This is a genomic window from Pseudomonas sp. BT-42-2, from assembly GCF_025847435.2.
Classification (GTDB): domain Bacteria; phylum Pseudomonadota; class Gammaproteobacteria; order Pseudomonadales; family Pseudomonadaceae; genus Aquipseudomonas; species Aquipseudomonas urmiensis.
In genome coordinates this window covers 33,510-57,382 of sequence record NZ_JAOYTM010000008.1, presented here as the reverse complement: position 1 = coordinate 57,382, position 23,873 = coordinate 33,510, and the positions used below count along the sequence as shown (strand labels likewise).

General features: G+C 61.9%; 20 protein-coding genes. 10 read left to right on the top strand and 10 right to left on the bottom strand.

The genetic code is table 11. From position 1 onward, the window contains the following. Positions 1-15: 15 nt before the first annotated feature. Positions 16-411 carry a hypothetical protein gene (locus OIU19_RS08720; protein ID WP_264234691.1) on the bottom strand — a complete coding sequence of 132 codons (396 nt, stop codon included), beginning with the start codon at positions 409-411 and terminating at the stop codon, positions 16-18. Between the two features lie 250 nt (positions 412-661). Between OIU19_RS08720 and OIU19_RS08715 the strand changes: the two genes are divergently transcribed. Together OIU19_RS08715 and glyA are read left to right on the top strand one after the other, a co-directional pair. Beyond that, positions 662-4,492, top strand: a complete 3,831-nt coding sequence (locus OIU19_RS08715; RefSeq protein ID WP_264234690.1) for a bifunctional diguanylate cyclase/phosphodiesterase — start codon at positions 662-664, stop codon at positions 4,490-4,492. A gap of 194 nt (positions 4,493-4,686) precedes the next feature. Continuing rightward, positions 4,687-5,940, top strand: a complete 1,254-nt coding sequence (gene glyA, locus OIU19_RS08710; RefSeq protein WP_186554242.1) for a serine hydroxymethyltransferase — start codon at positions 4,687-4,689, stop codon at positions 5,938-5,940. A gap of 155 nt (positions 5,941-6,095) precedes the next feature. On the opposite strand, the gene yjiA is transcribed toward glyA, so the two are convergent. From yjiA to OIU19_RS08695, 3 genes are all read right to left on the bottom strand, one after another. Further along, positions 6,096-7,073 carry a GTPase gene (yjiA, locus tag OIU19_RS08705; protein ID WP_264234689.1) on the bottom strand — a complete coding sequence of 326 codons (978 nt, stop codon included), beginning with the start codon at positions 7,071-7,073 and terminating at the stop codon, positions 6,096-6,098. 77 nt (positions 7,074-7,150) lie between these two features. Then, entirely contained in the window at positions 7,151-7,348 is a 198-nt protein-coding gene (locus OIU19_RS08700; protein ID WP_119145888.1) for a YbdD/YjiX family protein, read from the bottom strand. 17 nt (positions 7,349-7,365) lie between these two features. Further along, on the bottom strand, positions 7,366-9,432 hold the full coding sequence (locus OIU19_RS08695) for a carbon starvation CstA family protein (RefSeq protein ID WP_186554244.1): 2,067 nt from the start codon (positions 9,430-9,432) through the stop codon (positions 7,366-7,368). Between the two features lie 165 nt (positions 9,433-9,597). Here OIU19_RS08695 and OIU19_RS08690 point away from each other — a divergent pair, with 165 nt between their 5' ends. Together OIU19_RS08690 and OIU19_RS08685 are read left to right on the top strand one after the other, a co-directional pair. Then, positions 9,598-9,966, top strand: a complete 369-nt coding sequence (locus tag OIU19_RS08690) for a PilZ domain-containing protein (protein WP_264234688.1) — start codon at positions 9,598-9,600, stop codon at positions 9,964-9,966. A gap of 260 nt (positions 9,967-10,226) precedes the next feature. After that, positions 10,227-11,744, top strand: coding sequence for a nucleobase:cation symporter-2 family protein (locus tag OIU19_RS08685; RefSeq protein WP_186554246.1), 1,518 nt, complete (start codon positions 10,227-10,229; stop codon positions 11,742-11,744). Between the two features lie 72 nt (positions 11,745-11,816). Here OIU19_RS08685 and OIU19_RS08680 read toward each other — a convergent pair whose 3' ends face one another. Together OIU19_RS08680 and radA are read right to left on the bottom strand one after the other, a co-directional pair. After that, positions 11,817-11,945, bottom strand: coding sequence for a hypothetical protein (locus OIU19_RS08680; RefSeq protein WP_264234687.1), 129 nt, complete (start codon positions 11,943-11,945; stop codon positions 11,817-11,819). Positions 11,946-11,982: 37 nt separating this feature from the next. Beyond that, positions 11,983-13,350 (bottom strand): DNA repair protein RadA, encoded by a 1,368-nt coding sequence (gene radA, locus OIU19_RS08675; RefSeq protein ID WP_264234686.1) that lies wholly within the window; start codon positions 13,348-13,350, stop codon positions 11,983-11,985. A gap of 177 nt (positions 13,351-13,527) precedes the next feature. Between radA and mscL the strand changes: the two genes are divergently transcribed. Then, complete coding sequence (gene mscL, locus OIU19_RS08670; RefSeq protein WP_264234685.1) at positions 13,528-13,947, top strand: large-conductance mechanosensitive channel protein MscL; 420 nt, start codon at positions 13,528-13,530, stop codon at positions 13,945-13,947. Between the two features lie 106 nt (positions 13,948-14,053). Here the strand turns inward: mscL and OIU19_RS08665 are convergent, their stop codons facing one another. After that, entirely contained in the window at positions 14,054-14,830 is a 777-nt protein-coding gene (locus tag OIU19_RS08665) for a ferredoxin--NADP reductase (protein ID WP_264234684.1), read from the bottom strand. A 205-nt stretch (positions 14,831-15,035) separates the two neighbouring features. On the opposite strand from OIU19_RS08665, the gene OIU19_RS08660 reads away from it, so the two are divergent. Then, positions 15,036-15,740 (top strand): autoinducer binding domain-containing protein, encoded by a 705-nt coding sequence (locus tag OIU19_RS08660; protein WP_264234683.1) that lies wholly within the window; start codon positions 15,036-15,038, stop codon positions 15,738-15,740. 98 nt (positions 15,741-15,838) lie between these two features. Continuing rightward, positions 15,839-16,963 (top strand): methyltransferase, encoded by a 1,125-nt coding sequence (locus tag OIU19_RS08655; protein WP_264234682.1) that lies wholly within the window; start codon positions 15,839-15,841, stop codon positions 16,961-16,963. Positions 16,964-17,006: 43 nt separating this feature from the next. Here the strand turns inward: OIU19_RS08655 and OIU19_RS08650 are convergent, their stop codons facing one another. Genes OIU19_RS08650 through OIU19_RS08640 form a run of 3 tightly spaced genes read right to left on the bottom strand, consistent with a single transcriptional unit; the run spans position 17,007 to position 19,629 of the window. Further along, positions 17,007-17,162, bottom strand: coding sequence for a DUF2474 domain-containing protein (locus OIU19_RS08650; RefSeq protein ID WP_264234681.1), 156 nt, complete (start codon positions 17,160-17,162; stop codon positions 17,007-17,009). Positions 17,163-17,175: 13 nt separating this feature from the next. Beyond that, on the bottom strand, positions 17,176-18,183 hold the full coding sequence (gene cydB, locus OIU19_RS08645; RefSeq protein ID WP_264234680.1) for a cytochrome d ubiquinol oxidase subunit II: 1,008 nt from the start codon (positions 18,181-18,183) through the stop codon (positions 17,176-17,178). A gap of 3 nt (positions 18,184-18,186) precedes the next feature. Continuing rightward, complete coding sequence (locus OIU19_RS08640; RefSeq protein WP_264234679.1) at positions 18,187-19,629, bottom strand: cytochrome ubiquinol oxidase subunit I; 1,443 nt, start codon at positions 19,627-19,629, stop codon at positions 18,187-18,189. A 420-nt stretch (positions 19,630-20,049) separates the two neighbouring features. Here OIU19_RS08640 and OIU19_RS08635 point away from each other — a divergent pair, with 420 nt between their 5' ends. The 3 genes from OIU19_RS08635 to trmA all read left to right on the top strand — a co-directional run bounded on the left by OIU19_RS08635 (position 20,050) and on the right by trmA (position 23,861). Next, positions 20,050-21,270, top strand: a complete 1,221-nt coding sequence (locus tag OIU19_RS08635; protein WP_264234678.1) for an MFS transporter — start codon at positions 20,050-20,052, stop codon at positions 21,268-21,270. Positions 21,271-21,483: 213 nt separating this feature from the next. After that, positions 21,484-22,779 carry an NCS2 family permease gene (locus OIU19_RS08630; RefSeq protein ID WP_186554263.1) on the top strand — a complete coding sequence of 432 codons (1,296 nt, stop codon included), beginning with the start codon at positions 21,484-21,486 and terminating at the stop codon, positions 22,777-22,779. Then, the gene (gene trmA, locus OIU19_RS08625; RefSeq protein ID WP_264234677.1) at positions 22,776-23,861 is read left to right on the top strand and encodes a tRNA (uridine(54)-C5)-methyltransferase TrmA; all 1,086 of its coding nucleotides are present in this window, start codon (positions 22,776-22,778) and stop codon (positions 23,859-23,861) included. Before OIU19_RS08630 ends, trmA begins: the two co-directional genes overlap by 4 nt. Positions 23,862-23,873: the final 12 nt, after the last annotated feature.

Here is a 23,873-nt window from a genome sequence, read left to right as displayed (position 1 = left end):
AGGCTGCCAGCGGGCTTAGGCTCGACGCTGCTTCGCTTGCACGCCACGCGGCAGGCGATTGCCGGCCTGCTCGGCCAGACGCGCAGCCCACGCAGCCTTGGCATTGTAGCCAGGCGTCGCCGCGGGTTTGCTGACAGGCTGAACCACAGGCTTGCTGACAGGCTTGGCGGCGGCCGGCTTGGCCACAGGTGCGCCAGCAACAGCGACAGGCTCGGCAACCGCCTTCGCCGACTTACGCAGTTCAGCCAACGACGGGCTCTTGCGCACAGTAGCGGCAGCGGCATCCGCTTTGCTCAGCGTGCGCTGGCAGGACTTGCAAGATACGTCATCGGCCACGACAGTGCTGACCAGGGTCTGACTGCTGCGCCCGCAGGCGGAATCGAGGCCATTGGTGGAATAGTGGGTAACCAAAACCGTACATCTCCAGAAGCGTTGACAATGAAGCGGCCGGCATTCTCGCACAGGTTGCAGGGACTTGCCGACCAGCCCCAGCCAAGCACGACCGTCGGCAACCCGACTACACACTGGCACTTTGCCATATTTGCAGGCATGCTAGCCGGCTCCATGTCTACAGATTTATAGTGCGCGCCGTGCTCAGGCACAGGCACGGCCCATGCATGTACCGTCCCTGCCATCGCCAGCCCAATCGCAGGACCACCGCTTGACCAATCTCAACCAACCGTCAATCTTGCGCCCTGCCCCCCCTGCCGGGACCGCCTCCCTGCGTGGCTCACTCAAGGGCACCTTGGCCTTGCTGGCGCTGGTTTTACTGGGCCTGCTGCTGTGGCAGCTGTTCGCCCAGTTCCGCCATACCCAGGCCGATCTGCGCCAACACAGCCTGATAGCGAGCGCTGAACTGGCCGATCACCTGAACCTGAACATGGCACTCAAAGCGCAGCAGGCGGTGAACCTGGTGCAGCCCTATGTCAAACCGCCGACGCCCGAAGCGCTGCCAGCGCTGCGCGCAACCTTGCAAGCGCGCCTGCCTGGCCTGCGCCATGTAGCCTGGTTGGACAGCAGTGGACGGATTCTGAGCGACAGCTTCGAGGGCAGTCCCGACCGCCAGATGATTGACGAGCTACTCCAACTCAATCAAGGACGCAGCTACTTCTTCACCAATTCGCCCGACAACAGCTTGATCTATCTGCTGCTGCGCCAACCTGCCGAACAGGGCCGCGGCTACTGGCTACTGCGCCTGTCGGCGGATTACTACCTGCAACTGACGGCGCACCTGGACGGCCCCGATCACCCACTCTGGCTGCTGGAAAACAGCCGCAGTGGCGAAGTGCTCGAACGCCATGGGCCTACCCCGGTCAGTGACCAGCCGCTACAAAGTGTGATGCTGGCATTCATCGATAACAGCACCTGGCAACTGCGCGGTCTGTATGACGTCGGCCATGCGCAGCAGAAATTACTGCCCGCATTGATCGGCAAATGCCTGCTGGTGCTGATCTGCGCGCTGCTGCCGTTGCTCGCGCTGATCAACATGCGCCGTCGTCAGCGCGCCTTGCAGGAAGATCGACGACGCTATCAGGAGATCTTCGATGGCACGGGCGTGGCCTTGTGCGTGCTGGACTTGTCCAGCCTGCCCGGACAACTCGACCGCTATCACCTGCGCAATCATGCCGCCCTCAAGCAAAGCCTGGCGCTCGACCCTGGCTTGCGCCGCTCGTTGCTGCAAGAACTGAAGATCACCGAGATCAATGAAGTCGCCCGCCAACTGCTCAATGTCCAGTGCAACGAGGGCGCCTGGCAGCGGCTGATCGAAGGTACCGGTGATGGCCGTGACAGCGTTGGCATGCAACTGATCGATGCGTTGATCGAGCAGCGCATGCTGCTCGAACTGGAAGTGCGCCTGCCCGCCCCCCTGGGCGGCGAGCTGCACCTGTGGCTGATGTCGCGCCTGCCATTGCAACGCCGCGACTACCAGGCGGTGATCCTCAGTATCAGCGACATCACCAGCCGCAAGCAGGTCGAGCTGTCGTTGCTCGAGCGCGAGAGCTTCTGGTCGGACGTTGTGCGCACCGTGCCCGACCAGCTCTATGTGCAGGACGTTGCCAGCCAGCGGATGATCTTCAGCAACCGCCACCTGGGCCAGACCCTGGGCTACGACCGCGCCGAACTGGCGCAGATGGGCGACCGCTTCTGGGAGCTGCTGCTTCACCCCGAAGACGCCGCGCATTATCGCGAGCTGCGCCAGCTACAGCGCGACAGCGGGCACAGCCAATCGCTGCACTGCCAGCTGCGCTTCCGCCACCGGGATGGCAACTGGCGCTGCTACGACATCCGCGAGCAGGTGCTGACCCGCGACAGCGATGACCAGGTCACCCGCATCATCGGCGTAGGCAAGGATGTCACGGTGCAGATCGAGGCCAGCGAGTCGTTGCGTGACAGCGAGCAGCGCTACCGTATGCTCGCCGAAAGCATCAGCGACGTGATCTTCTCTACCGACAACAACCTGCAACTCAACTACGTCAGCCCCTCGGTGCTGGCGGTACTGGGTTATCAGGCCGACTGGATCTTCGACAACGGCTGGCAATCGATCGTCGCCAATCCAGCTCAACTGACAGGCATCTATAGCCTGATGGAGCGGGTCAGCAAGGTCCTTGATGACCCTGAGCAGCTGGCCAAACTGCGCCGCGAACTGCCCACCCAGCTGTTTGTATTCGACTGCTTGCGCGCCGATGGCCGCAAGATCCCTATCGAACTGCGCCTGGTGCTGGTGTGGGATGAGCACGAGCGCTTCGAAGGCGTTCTCGGCGTGGGCCGTGACATCAGCCAACAGCGCCGAGCCGAAAAAGACCTGCGCATGGCTGCCACGGTATTCGAGCACTCGACCTCGGCCATCCTCATCACTGACCCTGCCGGCTATATCGTCCAGGCCAACGAAGCGTTCAGCCGGGTCAGTGGCTATGCGGTCGATGAGGTGCTCGACCAACTGCCGGGCATGCTCACCGTCGAAGAGCAACAGGGTGCGCACCTGGGCTATATCCTCAAGCAGCTGCACCTGCGTGGCAGCTGGGAGGGCGAGGTGTGGCTCAAGCGTCGCGATGGCGAGCATTATCCGGCCTGGGTCGGGATTACCGCTGTGCTCGACGACGAGGGCGACCTGGCCAGCTACGTGTGCTTCTTCACCGACATCAGTGAGCGCAAGGCCAGCGAACAACGCATCCACCGCCTGGCGTATTACGACGCCCTGACCCATTTGCCCAACCGCACGCTGTTCCAGGACCGGCTGTATACCGCCCTGCAGCAAGCCGAACGGCAAAAATCCTGGGTGGTGCTGATGTTCCTTGACCTTGACCGGTTCAAGCCGATCAACGACTCGCTCGGCCATGCCGCAGGCGATCGCATGCTCAAGGACATGGCCCAGCGTCTGCTTGAGTGCGTCGCTAACGACGACACCGTGGCGCGCATGGGCGGCGACGAATTCACTCTGCTGCTGCAACCCAAGGCTTCGCGCGAGCAGGCGTTGAACCGCGCCATCCATGTGGCCGAGAATATCCTCGGCAGCCTGGTGCGGCCTTTCGTCCTGGAGAACCGCGAGTTCTTCGTCACTGCCAGCATCGGCATCGCCCTGAGCCCGCAGGATGGCAGCGAGCTCAGCCAGCTGATGAAGAACGCCGACACCGCCATGTACCACGCCAAGGAGCGCGGCAAGAACAACTTCCAGTTCTACCAGACCGAGATGAACGCCAGCGCCCTGGAGCGCCTGGAGCTGGAGAGCGACCTGCGCCATGCCCTGGAGCAGAACGAGTTCATCCTTTATTACCAGCCGCAGTTCAGCGGTGATGGCAAACGCCTGACCGGCGCCGAGGCGCTGCTGCGCTGGCGGCATCCGCGGCGCGGCCTGGTGCCGCCGGGGGACTTCATCCCGGTGATCGAAGAGCTCGGCCTGGTGGTCGACGTTGGCGATTGGGTGCTGCGCGAGGCCAGCCGCCAGCTCAAGGCCTGGCACCAGGCCAAGGTACGGGTGCCCAAGGTCTCGGTGAACATCTCGGCGCGGCAGTTCTCCGATGGTCAGCTTGGCACGCGGATCGCCACCATCCTTGAAGAAACCGGCCTGCCGCCGGCGTGCCTGGAGCTTGAACTGACCGAAAGTATCCTGATGCGCGAAGTGCATGAGGCGATGCAGATCCTCGACAGCCTGAAAATGCTGGGGCTGAGCATCGCGGTCGATGACTTCGGCACCGGCTACTCGTCACTCAACTACCTCAAGCAGTTCCCCATCGATGTGCTGAAGATCGACCGCACCTTCGTCGACGGGTTGCCTGAAGGCGAACAGGACGCGCAGATCGCCCGCGCTATCATCGCCATGGCTCACAGCCTCAACCTGGCAGTGATCGCCGAAGGCGTGGAGACCCATGAGCAGTTGGAGTTCCTCCGCGAACATGGCTGCGACGAGGTACAGGGCTACCTGTTCGGCCGGCCGATGCCGGCCAATCAGTTCGAGGCGCAGTTCAGTAACGAGACGCTGTTCATGTTCCAGTGAGGCGAATTCTGCTCATCTGCACCGGCTTTTAAAAACGGACCTGAGAGTCAACTGAAAATCCCAGCCAGCCCAGATGGGCCGCGGCATGCCACATGAACTCCATTGGTCCGCGACATGACGCCACTTCATATGCCAGGGGCGAATCAATCGGTTAGAATGCACACCCAATTCTGCCCCGATCCTTGAGGACCGCCATGTTCAGCCGTGATTTGACCATTGCCAAGTACGACGCCGATCTGTTTGCCGCCATGGAGCAAGAAGCTCAGCGTCAGGAAGAGCATATCGAGCTGATCGCTTCGGAAAACTACACAAGCCCAGCTGTCATGGAAGCCCAGGGTTCGGTACTGACCAACAAGTACGCCGAAGGCTACCCAGGCAAGCGCTACTACGGTGGTTGCGAGTACGTCGACGTGGTCGAGCAACTGGCCATCGACCGCGCCAAAGAACTGTTCGGCGCCGACTACGCCAACGTCCAGCCACACGCCGGTTCCCAGGCCAACGCCGCGGTCTACCTGGCCCTGCTGTCGGCCGGTGACACCATCCTGGGCATGAGCCTGGCCCACGGCGGTCACCTGACCCACGGCGCCAGCGTTTCGTCCTCCGGCAAGCTGTACAACGCCATCCAGTACGGTATCGACGGCAACGGCCTGATCGACTACGACGAAGTCGAGCGTCTGGCTGTCGAGCACAAGCCGAAGATGATCGTTGCTGGCTTCTCTGCCTACTCGCAGGTGCTGGACTTCCCACGCTTCCGCGCAATCGCCGACAAGGTCGGTGCCTACCTGTTCGTCGACATGGCTCACGTCGCCGGTCTGGTCGCCGCTGGCGTCTACCCGAACCCAGTGCCATTCGCCGACGTGGTCACCACCACCACCCACAAGACCCTGCGCGGTCCACGTGGCGGCCTGATCCTGGCCCGTGCCAACGCCGACATCGAGAAGAAGCTCAACTCGGCAGTATTCCCAGGCGCCCAAGGTGGCCCGCTGGAGCACGTCATCGCAGCCAAGGCGATCTGCTTCAAAGAAGCCCTGCAGCCTGAGTTCAAGGCTTACCAGCAGCAAGTGGTGAAGAACGCCCAGGCCATGGCCAGCGTGTTCATCGAGCGCGGTTTCGACGTGGTTTCCGGCGGTACTGAAAACCACCTGTTCCTGCTGTCGCTGATCAAGCAGGAAATCTCCGGTAAGGACGCTGATGCCGCACTGGGCAAAGCCTTCATCACCGTCAACAAGAACTCGGTGCCGAACGACCCACGTTCGCCATTCGTCACCTCGGGCCTGCGTTTCGGCACCCCAGCCGTCACCACCCGTGGCTTCAAGGAAACCGAGTGCCGCGAGCTGGCCGGCTGGATCTGCGACATCCTCGCCGACCTGAACAACGAAGCGGTGATCGACGCCGTGCGTGAGAAGGTCAAGGCTATCTGCAAGAAGCTGCCGGTTTACGGCAACTAAGAGCGCCTATCCGACGGCCTGATCGTCGGGTATGAAAAAACCGCTGCCAGGTAACTGGTAGCGGTTTTTTGTTGAGCTTGCGCCAAGTGCAGAACCTGAAGTGCGTTACAAAACTTACCGGCATGCGCCAGGCAGCCTTGATGCGATCTGCATCTTCAGTCCGCGCTCAATGCGTCGAAGCCTGAACGAATCTTCTCCTCTGGCAACTCATCACCAATAAACACCATCACGCTCTCCCGCGCTTCCCCTTGTTTCCACTCAGTATCCCAGTCAAAGCCATACAGCTTCAGCACGCCCTGGAACACCAGTCGGCGCTGTTCTCCGGCGATGTTCAACACGCCTTTATAACGCAGCAGTTGCTTGCCGTGGCTTTCCAGCAGCTCGTTCATGAAGTCGCTGAGGCGGTCGATATCCAGCGCGGTTTCGGTGCGCAGGACCAAGGTCGAGATGCGGTCCGGGGTGGCCGGTTTGAGCACCGGGCGCAAGCTTGGCTTGAGGCTCACACCCAAATCGGTATTGAGGTTGAAGCCGCGCACATCGAGCAGTTCGGCCAGATCGATGCGGCCATGCTCAACCACGCGGATGCCCGCTCGACCGTTGATCCGCGCCAGCCGGTCGCGCAGTGCTTGCACCGCCTGCGGCTCGACCAGATCGGTCTTGCTCAGCAGTAGACGATCGGCAAAACCCACCTGCGCCTGGGCGATGGCCTGGGTCAGGTGCAGCTCGGCATGCGCGGCATCGACCAAGGTGATAATGCCGTCGAGGATGTAGCGCTCGCGCAGTTCCTCGTCGATGAAGAAGGTCTGCGCCACCGGCGCAGGATCAGCCAGGCCGGTGCATTCGATCACCAGCCGGTCAAAGGCGATTTCACCAGCGTCCAGGCGCTCCAGGAGCAGGTACAGGGCCTTGGTCAGGTCGGTGTGGATGGTGCAGCACACGCAGCCATTGGCCAAGGTCATGACCTGTACTGGCTCATCGCCCAGCAACTGGCTGTCGATGCCGGCTTCGCTGAACTCGTTTTCGATCACCGCCAGCTTCAGGCCATGCTCGGCCTTGAGCATGTGCTTGAGCAGGGTGGTCTTGCCGGCACCGAGAAAGCCGGTCAGGACAGTTACGGGAATGGGCGCTTGCACGCAGAAATCTCCTCAAGCCGAAAATGAAAGTGGGAGCCGGTTACCCAGGCTCCCACAGGTTCACGCTTGCCGCTGGTTCAACAGCACTTAGGCCCCGACTTGCCACCGTAACGGGCTTCCTGGCGCTCTCGGAAGAACTCCTCGTAGCTCATCACCGGCTTGTCCGGATGCTTGCCCTGCATGTGTTCGACATAGTTGTCGTAGTCGGGCATGCCGACCATCAGGCGGGCAGCCTGCCCCAGGTACTTACCCAGTCGACCCAGGTCGTTGAACATAGCTGCAATCCTCTCGTTTACGCGTCAGGCAAGGCCTGGAATGGGGTTTCTTTATCGCTGCGCTCCTTGTGACCCAAGGCGCGGTAGCCAACCTTGAGGGCGAAGAACAGGATGCTGAAGACCACCAGCAGGAACAGGATCGTCAGGCCAGCGTTGGTGTAGGCGTTGAAGATCACGTGCTGCATCTGGCCGATGTCCTTGGCCGGCGCCAGCACCTGACCGGCATCCAGCGCCACGCTGTACTTGTTGGCCAGGGCCAGGAAGCCGACTGCCGGGTTCGGATCGAACAGCTTGATCAAGCCAGCAGTGGTGGTGCAGATCAGCAGCCATACCGCAGGCAGCAGGGTGACCCACATGTAGCGCTGACGCTTCATCTTGATCAGCACCACGGTGCCGAGCATCAGGGCGATACCCGCCAGCATCTGGTTGGAGATACCGAACAGTGGCCACAAGGTGTTGATGCCGCCCAGCGGATCGATTACGCCCTGGTACAGCAGGTAGCCCCATAGCGCTACGCAGCCCGCGGTGGCGATCAGGTTGGCCGCCCACGACTCGGTGCGTTTGAGCGCCGGCACGAAGCTGCCCAGCAAGTCTTGCAGCATGAAGCGCCCGGCACGGGTACCGGCGTCCACTGCAGTGAGGATGAACAGCGCCTCGAACAGGATCGCGAAGTGGTACCAGAAGGCCATGGTGTTCTCACCCGGCAACACCTGGTGGAGGATCTGCGCGATACCCACCGCCAAGGTTGGCGCACCGCCGGCACGGGCCAGGATGGTGTGCTCGCCGATGTCGCGGGCAACCGCTTCGAGTTGCTCAGGGGTGATCAAGAAGCCCCAGCTGCTGACGGTCTGCGCCACCGATGCGACGTCGGCGCCGACTACTGCGGCCGGGCTGTTCATGGCGAAGTACACGCCTGGCTCGATCACCGAAGCGGCGACCATGGCCATGATGGCGACGAACGACTCCATCAGCATGCCGCCGTAACCGATGTAGCGGGCGTTGGTTTCGTTGTCGAGCAGCTTGGGCGTGGTCCCCGAAGAGATCAGCGCATGGAAGCCGGACACCGCACCGCAAGCGATGGTGATGAACAGGAACGGGAACAGCGTGCCCTTCCACACCGGACCGGTGCCGTCGGTGAACTGGGTCAGGGCCGGCATCTTCAGTTCCGGCGCAATGATCAGGATACCGATGGCCAGGCCAACGATGGTGCCGATCTTGAGGAAGGTCGACAGGTAGTCACGCGGCGCCAGCACCAGCCAGACCGGCAGCACCGCCGCGACGAAGCCGTAGCCGACCAGCATCCAGGTGATCTGCACGCCAGTGAAGGTGAAGGCCGGGCCCCAAACCGGATCTGCGGCAATCAGGCCCCCCAGCCAGATCGACAGCAGCAGCAAGACCACACCGATGAGCGAAATCTCACCGATACGCCCCGGGCGGATGTAGCGCATATAAATGCCCATGAACATCGCGATCGGGATGGTCGCCATCACCGTGAACATGCCCCATGGGCTCTCGGCCAGGGCCTTGACCACGATCAGCGCCAGCACCGCGAGGATGATGATCATGATCAGGAAGCAGCCAAACAAGGCGATGGTGCCAGGGATCCTGCCCATCTCCTCGCGCACCATGTCGCCCAGCGAGCGGCCGTTGCGGCGGGTGGACATGAACAGGACCATGAAGTCCTGAACGGCACCGGCCAGCACCACGCCCGCGATCAGCCACAGCGTACCGGGCAAATAGCCCATCTGCGCCGCGAGCACCGGACCGACCAGCGGCCCTGCACCGGCGATCGCCGCGAAGTGGTGACCGAAGAGGATGTGCTTGTTGGTCGGGACATAGTCCAGACCATCGTTATTGAGTACCGCGGGCGTCGCCCGACGGGGGTCCAGTTGCATCACCTTGGTGGCGATGAACAGGCTGTAGTAGCGATAGGCGACCAAGTAGATAGCCACTGCCGCGACCACGATCCACAAGGCATTGATCGCCTCGCCGCGACGCAGGGCAACCACACCCAGCGCACAGGCTCCCAGGACTGCCAGCGCCAGCCACGGAAGGTGGCGTAGCAGGCTATTATTGTTGTTCATGGTTTACTTCCAGCTGGTGGATTGGAAAGACCGCCCATCGAGTCTAGGGCGTGTCATCGCGCATTGCCACACTTGCTTTGGTCTAGAGCCTTTGCTGCCCGTTTGCTTTACCTGATGCAGGTACGAAATTAACTATAGTCAGGATGTACTCCGGAGGGCTTTCCCATGAGCAACCACGATGAACGCCGGCGCTTTCAGCGCATTGCCTTCGATGCGCCCACCGAATTGCGTCAGGGCGACCGACGTTGGCCGGTAAAATTGCTCGATTTGTCGCTCAAAGGGCTGCTGATCCAACGACCTGAACCATGGGACGCCGATGCCACGCAAGACTTCGATGCAGTCATCCATCTTAGTGACCAACAGACCCAGCTGCGCATGCAGGTCGAACTGCGTCACGAAGAACCCGACCGGCTCGGATTCGTCTGCCTGCACATCGACCTCGACTCGATGAGCCATTTGCACCGTCTTGTGGAATTGAACCTGGCTGACAGCACCGAAATGATGCGCGAACTGCGCGAACTCATCGAAGATTGATATCTCTTAGCTAGCTAACGTACTTCCCACCTTCTGTTTCCTGTCTACCCAGACAGCTTCTTGCGGGGCGTCTGGGCGCTTGTACACATCCATCCTGCACCGCCTCTGACTAGTTGGAACGCATTCTGCATTCAGTAAACGCGCTGTTTGCGGCCACCCTTGTGCGCGCTCCAATCAAAATATTGTATACAATTTTTGTGGCCATCTAATGTAGGAAGTGTCTACAGTAGCGGCACAACAATAAACAGAGAGCCTGCTCCATGACTACGTCCCCTAGCACGTCTCCCGCCCAACGCCCCGAGGACGAAAACCTCGGGCTGGGTGCCAACCTGGCTTATGGTCTGCAACACGTGCTGACCATGTATGGAGGGATCGTTGCAGTACCCCTGATCCTGGGGCAGGCTGCAGGTTTGAACCCTGCAGAAATCGGCCTGCTGATCGCCGCCTCGCTGTTTGCCGGTGGCCTGGCGACGCTGTTGCAGACCTTGGGCCTACCGTTCTTCGGCTGTCAGTTGCCGCTGGTACAGGGTGTGTCGTTCGCCGGTGTGGCGACCATGGGCGCGATCCTCAGTAGCGAAGGCGGCGGTGGCCTGCAGGGTGTATTGGGTGCGGTCATGGCGGCTTCGCTGATCGGCTTTCTGATTACCCCGGTGTTCTCGCGCATTACCAAATTCTTCCCGCCGTTGGTGACCGGTATCGTCATCACCACCATCGGCCTGACCCTGATGCCAGTCGCTGCACGCTGGGTGATGGGCGGCAACAGCGCCTCGCCGGAGTTCGGCAGCATGGCCAACATCGGCTTGGCGGCGGCGACCTTCGCCATCGTCCTGCTATTGAGCAAACTGGGCAGCGCGGCTATCTCGCGGTTGTCTATCTTGCTGGCAATGGTCGCCGGAACCCTGATCGCCTGGTCGCTGGGCATGGCTGACTTCAGCAAGGTCACCGAAGGCCCAATGTTCGCCTTCCCTACCCCGTTCCATTTCGGCATGCCGACCTTCCACATCGCTGCGATCCTGTCGATGTGCATTGTGATCATGGTGACCCTGGTGGAAACCTCGGCGGACATCCTCGCCGTCGGTGACATCATCGACACCAAGGTCGATTCCAAGCGCCTGGGTGATGGCCTGCGCGCCGACATGGCCTCGAGCATTCTCGCGCCGATCTTCGGCTCCTTCACCCAGAGCGCCTTTGCCCAGAACGTCGGCCTGGTGGCCGTGACCGGGGTCAAGAGCCGCTATGTGGTCGCTACCGGTGGTGTGATCCTGGTCGTGCTGGGCCTGCTGCCGATCATGGGCCGGGTGATTGCCGCAGTGCCGACGCCGGTGCTGGGCGGTGCAGGGATCGTGCTGTTCGGCACCGTTGCCGCCAGTGGCATCCGCACCCTGTCCAAGGTCAGCTACAAGAACAACGTCAACCTGATCATCGTCGCCGCCTCGCTGGGCTTTGGCATGATCCCGATCGCCGCACCGAACTTCTACCACCACTTCCCAAACTGGTTCGAGACCATTTTCCACTCCGGCATCAGCTCGGCGGCGATCATGGCAATTCTGCTCAACCTGATCTTCAACCACTTCACCACTGGCAACTCGGACCAACAGTCGGTATTTGCCGCCGCCTACGAGCGCACCATCCAGTACTCGGACATCTCGGCATTGCGCGATGGCGACTACTTCAAGGATGGCAAGCTGTTCGATGCCGAAGGTAATGAAGTGCCGTTGCTCGAAGCCGATGAGCATGGCGACGAGGCGCCACGGCGCAAGGCCATTGCCGAGCATTGATCGCTGATCGAAGCGGTCAGGGGGGAGCCGATGCGCATCGTCGGCTCCCCTTTTTTGTGGGTGTTGATGACGCTATCGCGGGTGCACCATGCCGAGCTTGCCAGTCAGCGCCATGCGCTGGATCCGGCCGATCAGACGGTCGAGCACCAGCGGGCTGCGCAGTGTCAGGGTCGAGCTGTAGCTGCGACAGGCCCGCTGCACGGTGCGGTCGCCCAGCTTGCGATTGCAGAGAACCCGCTTACTCGAACAGGGCGTCCAAAGCCTGTTCCAGACGCGTCACGGCAATCACCTGCAAGCCCGCTGGCGACACCTTGGGCGCATTACCCTTGGGCACAATGGCGCGTTTGAAGCCGTGCTTGGCAGCCTCTTTGAGGCGCTCCTGGCCACTGGGCACGGGGCGCACTTCACCCGACAGGCCAATCTCGCCGAACACCAGCAGGCCGTGGGCCAATGGCCGGTTGCGCAGGCTGGACATGACGGCCGCCAGCAGCGCCAGGTCGGAGGCGGTTTCCAATACCTTGACCCCACCGACCACGTTGAGGAATACGTCCTGGTCATGGGTAGGAATGCCGCCATGGCGATGCAGTACCGCCAGCAACATGGCCAGGCGGTTCTGGTCCAGGCCCAAGGTGACTCGCCGTGGGTTGGCCAGGTGGCTGTCGTCGACCAGCGCCTGTACCTCGACCAACATCGGCCGGGTGCCTTCCCAGGTGGCCATCACCACGCTGCCCGGTACCTCTTCCTGGGTCCGGTTGAGGAAGATCGCCGAAGGGTTGGATACCTCCTTCAGACCACGATCGGTCATGCCGAACACGCCCAATTCATTGACCGCGCCGAAGCGGTTCTTCACTGCGCGCAGCAGACGCAGGCGGCCGTCCGACTCGCCCTCGAAATACAACACGGTATCGACCATGTGCTCCAGCACCCGCGGGCCGGCCAACGAGCCTTCCTTGGTAACATGGCCGACCAGGAAAATCGCCGTGCCGCTCTGCTTGGCATAGCGCACCAGCAGCGCCGTGCTCTCGCGCACTTGCGCCACCCCGCCAGGCGCCGATTGCAGCTGCTCGGTGAAGATGGTCTGGATCGAGTCGATGACCATCACCCGCGGTTTTTCCACGCGCGCCGTGGCGATGATGGTTTCGATGCAGGTTTCGGTCATGACCTTGAGCTGATCCTGCGGCAACCCCAGGCGCCGTGAGCGCATCGCCACCTGCTGCTGGGATTCCTCGCCCGTCACGTATAACGCCGGCATGCCGGTGGCGATGTTGCACAGGGTCTGCAACAGGATGGTCGACTTGCCGATCCCTGGGTCTCCCCCAATCAACACCACCGAGCCGTCGACCAGGCCACCACCGAGCACCCGATCCAACTCGGTGCTGCTGGTCGTGAAGCGCGGGATTTCTTCAACGCTGACCTCGGCCAGGGTCTTGATCTGCGCCTGCTGCCCAGTCCAGCCGGCGCGCCCGCTCGGCGCAGCCGCGCCGCCGCTCTCGATCATGGTTTCGGTCAGGCTGTTCCAAGCGCCGCACTCACCGCACTGGCCGGCCCATTTGGGGAAGGTCGCGCCGCACTCGGTGCAGCCATACAAGCGCTTGGCCTTGGCCATGGGGGCAGTCTCCTGGAAAAAACCGCCATGATAGCTGAGCTGGACGTGTCTCGAACGCCGCGGGATGCGACAAAACTATTCGATCTAACCGCAGTCTCTAGCTGCACACATCACGCATGAAGCGTTTAAGTGGCTTACACTGCGTTTACTTATCCATTTGTTACAAGGAACACAACCATGGGCATGATCAGTGAATTCAAGGCGTTTGCGGTCAAGGGCAATGTCGTCGACATGGCCGTCGGTATCATCATCGGCGCCGCCTTCGGCAAGATCGTTTCGTCTTTCGTCGGTGACGTGGTGATGCCACCGCTGGGCCTGCTGATCGGCGGCGTGGACTTCAGTGACCTGGCGATTACCCTCAAGGCGGCCGAGGGCGATGCTCCGGCAGTGATGCTGGCCTACGGCAAGTTCATCCAGACCGTGATCGACTTCCTCATCGTCGCCTTCGCCATCTTCATGGGGGTCAAAGTGATCAACCGCCTCAAGCGCGAAGAAGCCGTGGCGCCGAGCGTACCGCCAGCGCCTACCCCGCAGGAAACCCTGCTGACCGAGATTCGCGATCTGCTCAAGACGCAGAACCAGAATCGTCTGCCCTGACCGCAGCTACGAGCTGCAAGCGCCAAGCTGCAAGAAAAGCAGGGCCGCGCTCTGATCGGGCATTTCTTGGGATTGGGGATTGGGGCTTGGGGCTTGTAGCTGATTCTCACCAGTAGTTTTCTACCGCCACTTGTCCCGGCCGCTTGCTCAAGCTCAGTTGCAGATCGCGCGCCTTGAGTACCTTGCGCGTGTCATCGATCATCTGCGGGTTGCCGCAGAGCATGACGCGCGAATGCTCAGGCGAAAACTCAAGCCCCGCCGCCCGCTCCAATTCGCCATTTTCGATCAGTGTGGTAATGCGCGCATTCAATGCCCCAGGGTGCTGCTCGCGGGTTACCACCGGAATGAACTGCAACTTGCCAGCGAACTCAGCCAGGTAGTCACGCTGCTCCAGGCCAGCGATCTCCTCTAGATAAGCCAGCTCATTGGCTTCTCGTACCGAATACACCAGCTTGATGTTGTCAAAACGTTCCCAGGCCTCGAAGTCCTGCAGGATCGACATGAACGGTGCAATGCCGGTACCGGTCGCCAGCAGCCATAGATCGCGACCGCCAATGAAGCGATCAAGCGTTAGAAAACCAAACGCCTGACGGTCGATCAACAGCGTATCGCCTTTGCCCAGACGGCTCAGCTCGCTGGTGAACTCGCCTCCTGGGACTACAATCGAGAAAAAATCCAAATGCTCATCATGCGGCGCGCTAACCATCGAATAGGCCCGCCAAACCACGCTGCCGTCGGCCTTGGTCACACCCAGCCGGGCGAACTGGCCGGAGCGAAAGCGAAAGCCTGCGTCGCGGGTGACTCGCAAGGAGAACAAGCTGGGCGTCAGCGGTTGCACGTCGAGCAAGGTCTGGCGAGTAAATTTGTCGGCGCTGGCGGTCATGACGGGCTCCATAAATCAAGTGTGCACAGTTTCGCCCAAAGCGGCGGCGATGAACACCGACGGTTTGCAGGGGCAAGCCAAACGGAGTGTCATACATGGCTTAGGGGGCTATAGCGAAAAAATCCCAACGCAACGCTAGGTCTTTTCCTACAATGTGCCGGGTGGTAGTGGAGTTGAATCCAGGGAGCTATCAGGGAGCGTTTCAATGTCGCAATGGAACCCGGAGCAGCTGCAACAGCTGCAGGATGAGCGCGACCCGCAGCAGTTGTTCAAGCGTGCGTTGGCGTTGGTACAGGATATGGGCATGCCCTACATGGGTTTGGCTTTGCATATCCATCTCGCCGCTAGCCGGCCGCAAATCATCCTGTACAACAACTTCCCAGCTGAATGGAACGCATTCTATACGCAAGCTGAGCTGATCAAGCAGGACCCTATCGTCAAGCGCTGTCATGAATCCACTCTCCCGGTGCTATGGGATGACGAGCTGTTTCGCGAAGTGCCAGCACTGCGCAGTACGGCGTGCTCCTATGGCTTGCGCCATGGCTGGAGCCAATCGGTGCACGACCAGCGGCATAATGAAACACAGTTGAGCGTAGCCAGGCCGCAGGGCAAGATCGACACCATTGAGTTCTATGACAAAAGCGCGCGTATCGTCTGGCTGTGCCATACCCTGCACGAGCGGCTCAGTGAGCACCACCTGGCTGCACTGGCACCGATCCCCAAACTCAGCGAACGCGAGTTGGAAGTGCTCAAGTGGTCCGCCGACGGCAAGACCGCGGCAGTGATTGCCCGGATCCTGTCGCTGTCGACCAGCACAGTGAACTTCCACATCCGCAGCGTGATCACCAAGACCAACGCCTCCAACAAGGCCGCTGCCATTGCCATCGCCGCCAGCCGCGGACTGTTCTGACGCCAGGCAGCCCACCGCTTGGGCAAAGCCCTGTAGAATTGCGCGCTTCAAGCTCGTCGTGGTCTGCGCCGGGCAGATTCGTACCCGAGCCCCATGCCATGCCTTTGTTGACCAGCCCCTTTGCCGAACTCGACCTGATCCGCCAACCGGAACAGGTCAACGACCCCCTGCAAGCGTTCGACGCTGCCGATGAGTATCTGCTCGAGCACCTGGCCAGCCAGGCGCTGCCGACGGGTTGCCGGGTGCTGGTGCTCAACGACAGCTTCGGCGCCCTGGCGGCCAGCCTGTGCGCTGATGTGCAGGTGGTCAGCAGCGGTGATTCGCACCTGGCGCGGGTGGCCCTGGAAAAGAACCTGGCGCGTAACGCCAAGCCCTTCGACGCCGTGCCTTTCGTGCCCGCCAACGCTTCCTGGCAAGGGCCGTTTGACCGAGTGCTGGTGCGGGTGCCGAAGACCCTGGCGCTGCTCGAGGAACAACTGATTCGCCTGCAAGGCCATCTGGCCCCAGGTGCGCAAGTGATCGCCACGGCCATGATCAAACACCTGCCGCGGGCAGCGGGCGACCTGATGGAAAAGTACATCGGCCCGGTACAGGCGTCGCTGGCGCAGAAAAAAGCCCGTTTGCTGACCGCCACCGTGGCCGAACGGCCACGGGCTAGCTCGCCTTATCCCACGCGCTACCGCCTGGATACGCCAGCTCTGGAGCTGGTCAACCATGCCAACGTGTTCTGCCGCGAAGGCTTGGATATCGGCACCCGCGCGTTTCTTCCGCACCTGCCGCGTGATCTGGGCCAGGCTCGGGTAGCCGACCTTGGCTGTGGCAATGGCGTGCTGGCGATCGCCAGTGCCCTGGTTAATCCTGAGGCGCAGTACACGCTGGTCGACGAGTCGTACATGGCGGTGCAGTCGGCGTTGGATAACTGGCAGGCGGCGTTGGGCGATCGGCCGGTAGAGGTGCGCGCAGCCGATGGTCTGGCTGGGCAGGAGAAGCAGTCGCTGGATGTGGTGCTGTGCAATCCGCCGTTCCACCAGCAGCAGGTGGTGGGCGACTTCCTTGCCTGGCGGATGTTCCAGCAGGCGCGCGATGCCTTGGTGGTGGGCGGCGCGCTGTACATCGTGGGTAACCGGCACCTGGGGTATCACAGCAAGCTGGCGCGGCTGTTCCGGGGGGTTGACCAGGTGGCGGCTACGCCAAAGTTCGTGATCCTCAAGGCCCGCAAGTAAACCCAAAGGTCTTGGGACCGCGTTGCGGTCCCAAAACCTGCATTCAGTGGGTACTCAACCCTGCCGCGGCCATGAACATCCGCATCAACCAGGCCACCACCCCGAGCGCCGCCACACTGCCCGCCCAGATCAGCACCAGCCAACCCAGCCGTTGCCACAGCGGCTTCTTCTGCTCCTCGATGCCATGTTTACCCGTCATCGTGCAGCCCTCCCTAGTGGTAGCCATCTTCGTGGGTCACCTTGCCGCGGAACACGTAGTAGCTCCAGAAGGTGTAACCCAGGATGAACGGCAGGATGAACAGCGTCCCCACCAACATGAAGCCCTGGCTCTGCGGCGGCGCGGCGGCCTCCCAGATCGAGATCGAGGGCGGAATGATGTTCGGCCACAAGCTAATGCCCAGCCCGCTGTAACCGAGGAAGATCAATACCAGGGTCAACAGGAATGGCGTGTAGTTGGCATTGCGCGCCACCGCCTTGAGCAGCCCATAGAAGGTCACCAGGACCAGGACGGGCACCGGCATGAACCAGATCAGGTTAGGCATGCTGAACCAGCGCTCGGCGATCTGTGGATAAGCCAGCGGTGTCCACAGGCTGACAATACCGATCACCACCAGCAGCACCAACGCCAGCGGCCGCGCCAGGTCATGCATCTGCTTTTGCAGCGGGCCTTCGGTTTTCATGATCAGCCAGGTGCAGCCAAGCAAGGTGTAGGCGACGATCAAACCCAGCCCGGAATACAAGCTGAATGGCGTCAGCCAATCCAGCGAGCCGCCGGCGTAATGGCGGTCGACCACCTTGAAGCCTTCGATGAACGCGCCTAGCGCGACGCCCTGGAAGAAGGTGGCCACCAACGAGCCGCCAATGAACGCCTTGTCCCACAGGTGCCGCTTGTCATCCTTGGCCTTGAAACGAAACTCGAAGGCCACACCACGGAAGATCAAGCCCACCAGCATCAGGATCAGCGGCAGGTATAACGCTTCCAGCACCACCGCATAAGCCATCGGGAAGGCGCCGAACAAGCCCGCGCCCCCCAGCACCAGCCAGGTTTCGTTGCCGTCCCATACCGGGGCGACGGTATTCATCATCACATCGCGGTCACGCTCGGCCTTGACGAACGGGAAGAGCATGCCGATGCCCAGGTCGAAGCCGTCCATCACCACGTACATCATGACGCCGAAGATGATGATCACAGCCCAGATCAGCGGAAGATCGATACCCATGGCTCAGCTCTCCTTGTTTAGGCTGATGGCGTCGGTGTTGGCGTCGGCGCTATCGTCGGCGGCAGACAACGGCCGCGCGGGTGTGCGTTGCTGGCCAGGACCGCCCGGTGGCTGCGCATCGCCCTCGCCGGTGTGCGGGCCTTTGCGCACCAGGCGCATCATGTAGCCAAGGCCGGTACCGAACAGGGCGAAGTAGACCACCACGAAGATCACCAGGGTCACACCGAGCTGGGTGTAGCTATGGTTGGACACTCCTTCTGAGGTGCGCATCAATCCATAGACTACCCACGGCTGACGGCCGATCTCGGTGGTGAACCAACCGGCCAGAATGGCAATCAGCCCGGACGGCCCCATCCACAGGGTCAGGTAGAGGAAGGGTTTGCTGCTGTACAAGGTGCCGCGTTTACGCAGCCACAAGCTCCACAGGCCGACGAAGATCATCAGCAAGCCCAAACCCACCATGACCCGGAACGACCAGAACACAATGGTCGAATTGGGTCGATCTTCGGCTGGGAACTCTTTCATTGCCGGCACTTGCTTATCCAGGCTGTGGGTCAGGATCAGACTGCCCAGGGCCGGAATTTCGATCTTGAAGCGGGTCGTTTCAGCCTGCATGTCGGGGATACCGAACAGGATCAGCGGCGTAGGCTCACCGGGGACGTTCTCCCAATGTCCTTCAATCGCGGCGATCTTCACCGGCTGGTGCTTCAAGGTGTTCAAACCATGGAAGTCGCCAATCACCGCCTGGATCGGCGCGACGATCAGCGCCATCCACATGGCCATCGAGAGCATCTTGCGCACCGCCGGGTTGTCACGCCCGCGCAGCAAGTGCCAGGCCGCCGAGGCGCCGACGAAGAACGCGGTGGCGACAAAGGCCGCGGTGGCCATGTGCATCAGTCGATAGGGGAAAGAGGGGTTGAAGATCACTGCCAGCCAGTCCACCGGCACCACGCGACCGTCGATGATTTCGTGGCCTTGCGGGGTCTGCATCCAGCTGTTCGAGGCCAGGATCCAGAAGGTCGAAACCAAGGTGCCCAGGGCCACCATCACTGTCGAGAAAAAGTGCAGCCCCCGGCCGACGCGGTTCCAGCCGAACAGCATGACACCGAGGAAACCGGCCTCGAGGAAGAACGCGGTGAGCACTTCATAGGTCAGCAACGGTCCGGTAACAGCCCCGGCGAAGTCAGAGAAGCGGCTCCAGTTGGTGCCGAACTGATAGGCCATGACCAAGCCGGAGACCACCCCCATGCCGAAGTTGACGGCAAAGATCTTCGACCAGAAGTGATAGAGGTCGCGGTAGACCTGCTCGTGGGTTCTCAGCCAAAGGCCTTCGAGAACCGCCAGGTAGCTCGCCAGGCCAATGGTGATGGCTGGGAACAAGATGTGAAAGGACACGGTAAAGGCAAACTGGATTCGGGCGAGCTCTAGGGCTTCTAATCCGAACATGGTGCTTCCTCTTCAGATAATCCGGCGTCCGGGCTCATGGCCCTGTCGCCCACTGCCCCCACGGTTATCGAGTGCGGCGCGTTGGAATTGTTCTGTTCGATCGCAGGGATTGAGGCCTGATGGCCAAATCGTTGCTTCTGGAACGATTGATCCAGGTCAACGGTTGACAGTGAGCATAGCCCCGAATGGCCGCCCTAGCCGTGCGGTTGAATGCCGCGTGACCCGTTGTCTCACCCGCCTTTCGTTGAATAGGCAAGGCAGCGCTTGAGAGCTGGGCTGATCATTTCTTCACGCTGAAGCCGTGACGCGATCAGATGTGCAGCTCAGCTCCCCTCCTCTCCAACCCAGCCCCAGCAACTATTTGTTACAAACAGATGTTACGCTCTGGCCCTCCCTATCGCCGAGGCCACAGGTTTCCCGATGTCCGATTCTGCCCCGCTGTTGCTCCGTCAACACCGCCCCTTCCTCGCCTTCTGGTTGGCCCGCGTATTCACCGCCAGTGGTTTTCAGATGCTCACCGTGGCCATCGGCTGGCACCTCTATCAACTGACCGGCAACGTGCTCGATCTGGGTTTGGTCGGCCTGGTCGAGTTCGCCCCACGGGTGCTGTTCATGCTCCACACCGGCCATGTGGCGGACCGCTTCGATCGGCGCCGGGTCGCCGCCCTGTGCCAAAGCCTGCAAGCTCTGATTGCCCTGGCCCTGGTGGTGGGCAGCGCCACTGACAACGTCAGCCGCGAGATGATCTTCATCCTGGCCTTCCTGCTCGGCACGACCCGCTCGTTCGAAATGCCAGCGACCCAGGCACTGCTGCCCAATGTCGTGCCACCGGGGCTGTTTCCACGGGCAGTAGCCGCCTCGGCCTCGGCGACCCAGGCAGCGACCATCGTCGCCCCGGCGGTTGGCGGCTTGCTGTACGCCTTCGGCAGCATCTGGGTATACGGCCCAACCGTGGCGTTGTATGCGATTGCCTGCCTGCTCACCCTGAGCCTCGACGCACGCCAACAGCTGCCTCAGCGTGGCCGCGCCAGCCTCGAGTCGCTGCTGGCCGGGATCCGTTTCATCCGCAGTCGCCCGGACATCCTCGGCGCCATCTCCCTGGACCTGTTCGCGGTACTGCTCGGCGGCGCTACCGCCCTGCTTCCGGTGTTCGCCAAGGACATCCTGCTCACCGGCCCATGGGGCCTGGGCCTGCTGCGCTCAGCGCCTGCGGTGGGGGCGCTGCTGATGTCGATCTGGCTGGCACGCTTCCCATTCGAGCGCAAGGTCGGCCGGACCATGTTCACCGCGGTCGGGGTGTTTGGCGTGGCGACCATTGCCTTTGGCTTGTCGACCTCGTTCTGGTTCTCGCTGGCGGTGCTGGTGGTACTGGGCGCGGCGGACATGATCAGCATGGTCATCCGCAGTTCGTTCGTGCAGCTGGAGACGCCCGATGAGATGCGCGGGCGAGTGAGTGCGGTGAACGGGTTGTTCATCGGTGCCTCGAATCAGCTCGGCGAATTCGAATCTGGGGTGACAGCGCACTGGTTTGGCACAGTGCCAGCGGTGGTGCTCGGTGGGGTGGGCACATTGCTGGTGACCGGGGTGTGGATAAAACTGTTCCCGACCCTGGCCAATCGGGATCGGTTGCACAGTTCCTGATCAGCTCGCGCCAGCAACCCGTGAAGGCGTGGGAACAGGCTGCTCGTCCGGTCCGCCAGGTGACCTGCCAACGGCCATAGGCCCCCGCCATCCATGCTGGTATGATGCGCGGCTTTTTTCCGCCCCACATAAACCACGGCAGCCGGTACGGTCTGTGCTTTGCTGATGGGGTCGATATATTCACGGCGCCTGGGGGCGCCTTGGGGAGCGGGCATGCTGGAAAGGCTGTTTCAACTAAAAGCACACAACACCAATGTGCGCACCGAGATTCTCGCGGGCGTCACTACCTTCCTGGCCATGGCCTACATTCTGTTCGTCAACCCGAGCATCCTCGGCGAGACCGGCATGGACAAGGGTGCGATCTTCGTCGCCACCTGCCTGGCCGCAGCGATCGGCTCGGCCACCATGGGCCTGATCGCCAACTACCCGATCGCCCTGGCGCCGGGGATGGGCCTGAACGCCTTCTTCACCTACACCGTCGTGCTGCACATGGGCCATACCTGGCAAGTGGCGCTGGGTGCGGTATTCCTCTCGGCGGTGCTGTTCTTCCTGCTGTCGATCTTCCGCATCCGTGAGTGGATCGTGAACAGCATTCCGCTGCCGCTGCGCTCGGCGATCGCCGCCGGCATCGGCCTGTTCCTGGCACTGATCGCCCTGCATAACGCAGGCATCGTCGTCGATAACCCGGCTACCTTGGTGGGTCTGGGCGACCTGAAGAATCCGGCCCCCGTGCTGGCTACGCTGGGCTTCTTCCTGATCGTCGCCCTGGAAGCAATGAAAGTACGCGGCGCGGTGCTGATCGGCATTCTCGCGGTCACCCTGGCCTCGATCCTGATGGGCGTAACGCCCTTTGCCGGCGTGGTGTCGATGCCGCCTTCGCTGGCCCCGACCTTCCTGCAACTGGACATCGCCGGCGCCCTCGATGTGGGCCTGATCAGCGTGATCTTCGCCTTCCTGTTCGTCGACCTGTTCGACAACTCCGGCACCCTGATTGCCGTCGCCAAGCGCGCCGGCCTGATGGGCAAGGACGGTCACATGCCGAAGATGGGCCGGGCCCTGATCGCCGACAGCACCGCGGCCATGGCCGGCTCGCTGCTCGGCACCTCGACCACCACCAGCTATATCGAGTCGGCTGCGGGCGTGAGCGCCGGTGGCCGTACTGGCCTGACCGCCATCGTCGTCGCGATCCTGTTCCTCCTGGCGTTGTTCTTCGCGCCCCTGGCTGGCAGCGTACCGGCCTTCGCCACTGCGCCGGCGCTGCTGTTCGTCGCCGTGCTGATGGCCTCGGGGCTGGCGGAAATAAACTGGGATGACGTCACCGAAGCCGCGCCAGTGATGGTCACTGCCCTGGCCATGCCGCTGACCTACTCGATCGCCAACGGCATCGCCTTCGGCTTCATTACCTGGACCGCCATCAAACTGCTCTCGGGCCGCCGCCACGAGCTCAACCCGGCATTGGTGATCCTCTCCATCCTGTTCGTCATCAAGCTGGGCTGGTTAAACGCATGAGTGCTGTCTTCGATCCATCGTCCTACGAAAGCCTGCTGACGCCCAAGGTCGAGCGCCTGCGAGAGTTGCTGGCGCCGTTCGATGCGCCAGAGCCTGCGGTGTTCGATTCGCCGCGCGAGCACTATCGCCTGCGTGCCGAGTTCCGCCTGTGGCGTGAGGAAGGCCAGCGCCACTACGCGATGTTCGCCCCAGGCGAGAAGCACAAGGCGATCCTGATCGACGACTTCCCGATTGCCAGTGAGCGCATCAACGCGCTGATGCCGCGCCTGAAAGCGGCCTGGCAGGCCAGCGAGGCGCTGAGCAATCGGCTGTTCCAGGTGGAGTTTCTGACCACCCTGGCAGGCGATGCGATGGTCACCCTGTGCTACCACCGTCCACTCGACGAGGCCTGGGAAACCGCTGCCCGCGTGCTTGCCGAACAACTCGGCGTCAGCCTGATCGGCCGCTCCAAGGGCAAGCGCCTGGTGATTGGCCGCGACTACGCGGTCGAGCAATTGCAAGTCGCTGGCCGCACCTTCAGCTACCGCCAACCCGAAGGCGCGTTCACCCAGCCTAACGGCGCCGTGAACCAGAAGATGCTCAACTGGGCCTTCGACGCCATGGGCGAGCGCGACGACGATCTGCTCGAGCTGTACTGCGGCAATGGCAACTTCACCCTGCCGCTGGCCACCCGCGCACGTAAGGTGCTGGCCACCGAGATCAGCAAGACCTCGGTCAACGCTGCACTGCATAACCTCGACGAGAACGGCGTGAACAACGTGCGCCTGGTGCGCCTATCAGCTGAAGAGCTGACCCAGGCGCTGAACGAGGTCCGCCCGTTCCGCCGCCTGGAAGGCATCGAGCTGAAAAGCTACGACTTCGGCACGGTGTTCGTCGACCCGCCACGCGCCGGCATGGACCCGGACACCTGCGAGCTGACCCGTCGCTTCGAACGTATCCTGTACATCTCTTGCAACCCGCAAACCTTGGCACAGAACATCGCCCAGTTGCACGATACCCACCGTATCGAACGCTGTGCGCTGTTCGACCAGTTCCCCTATACCCATCATATGGAAAGCGGGGTGTTGCTGGTTCGGCGCTGACCCGCAACCCGG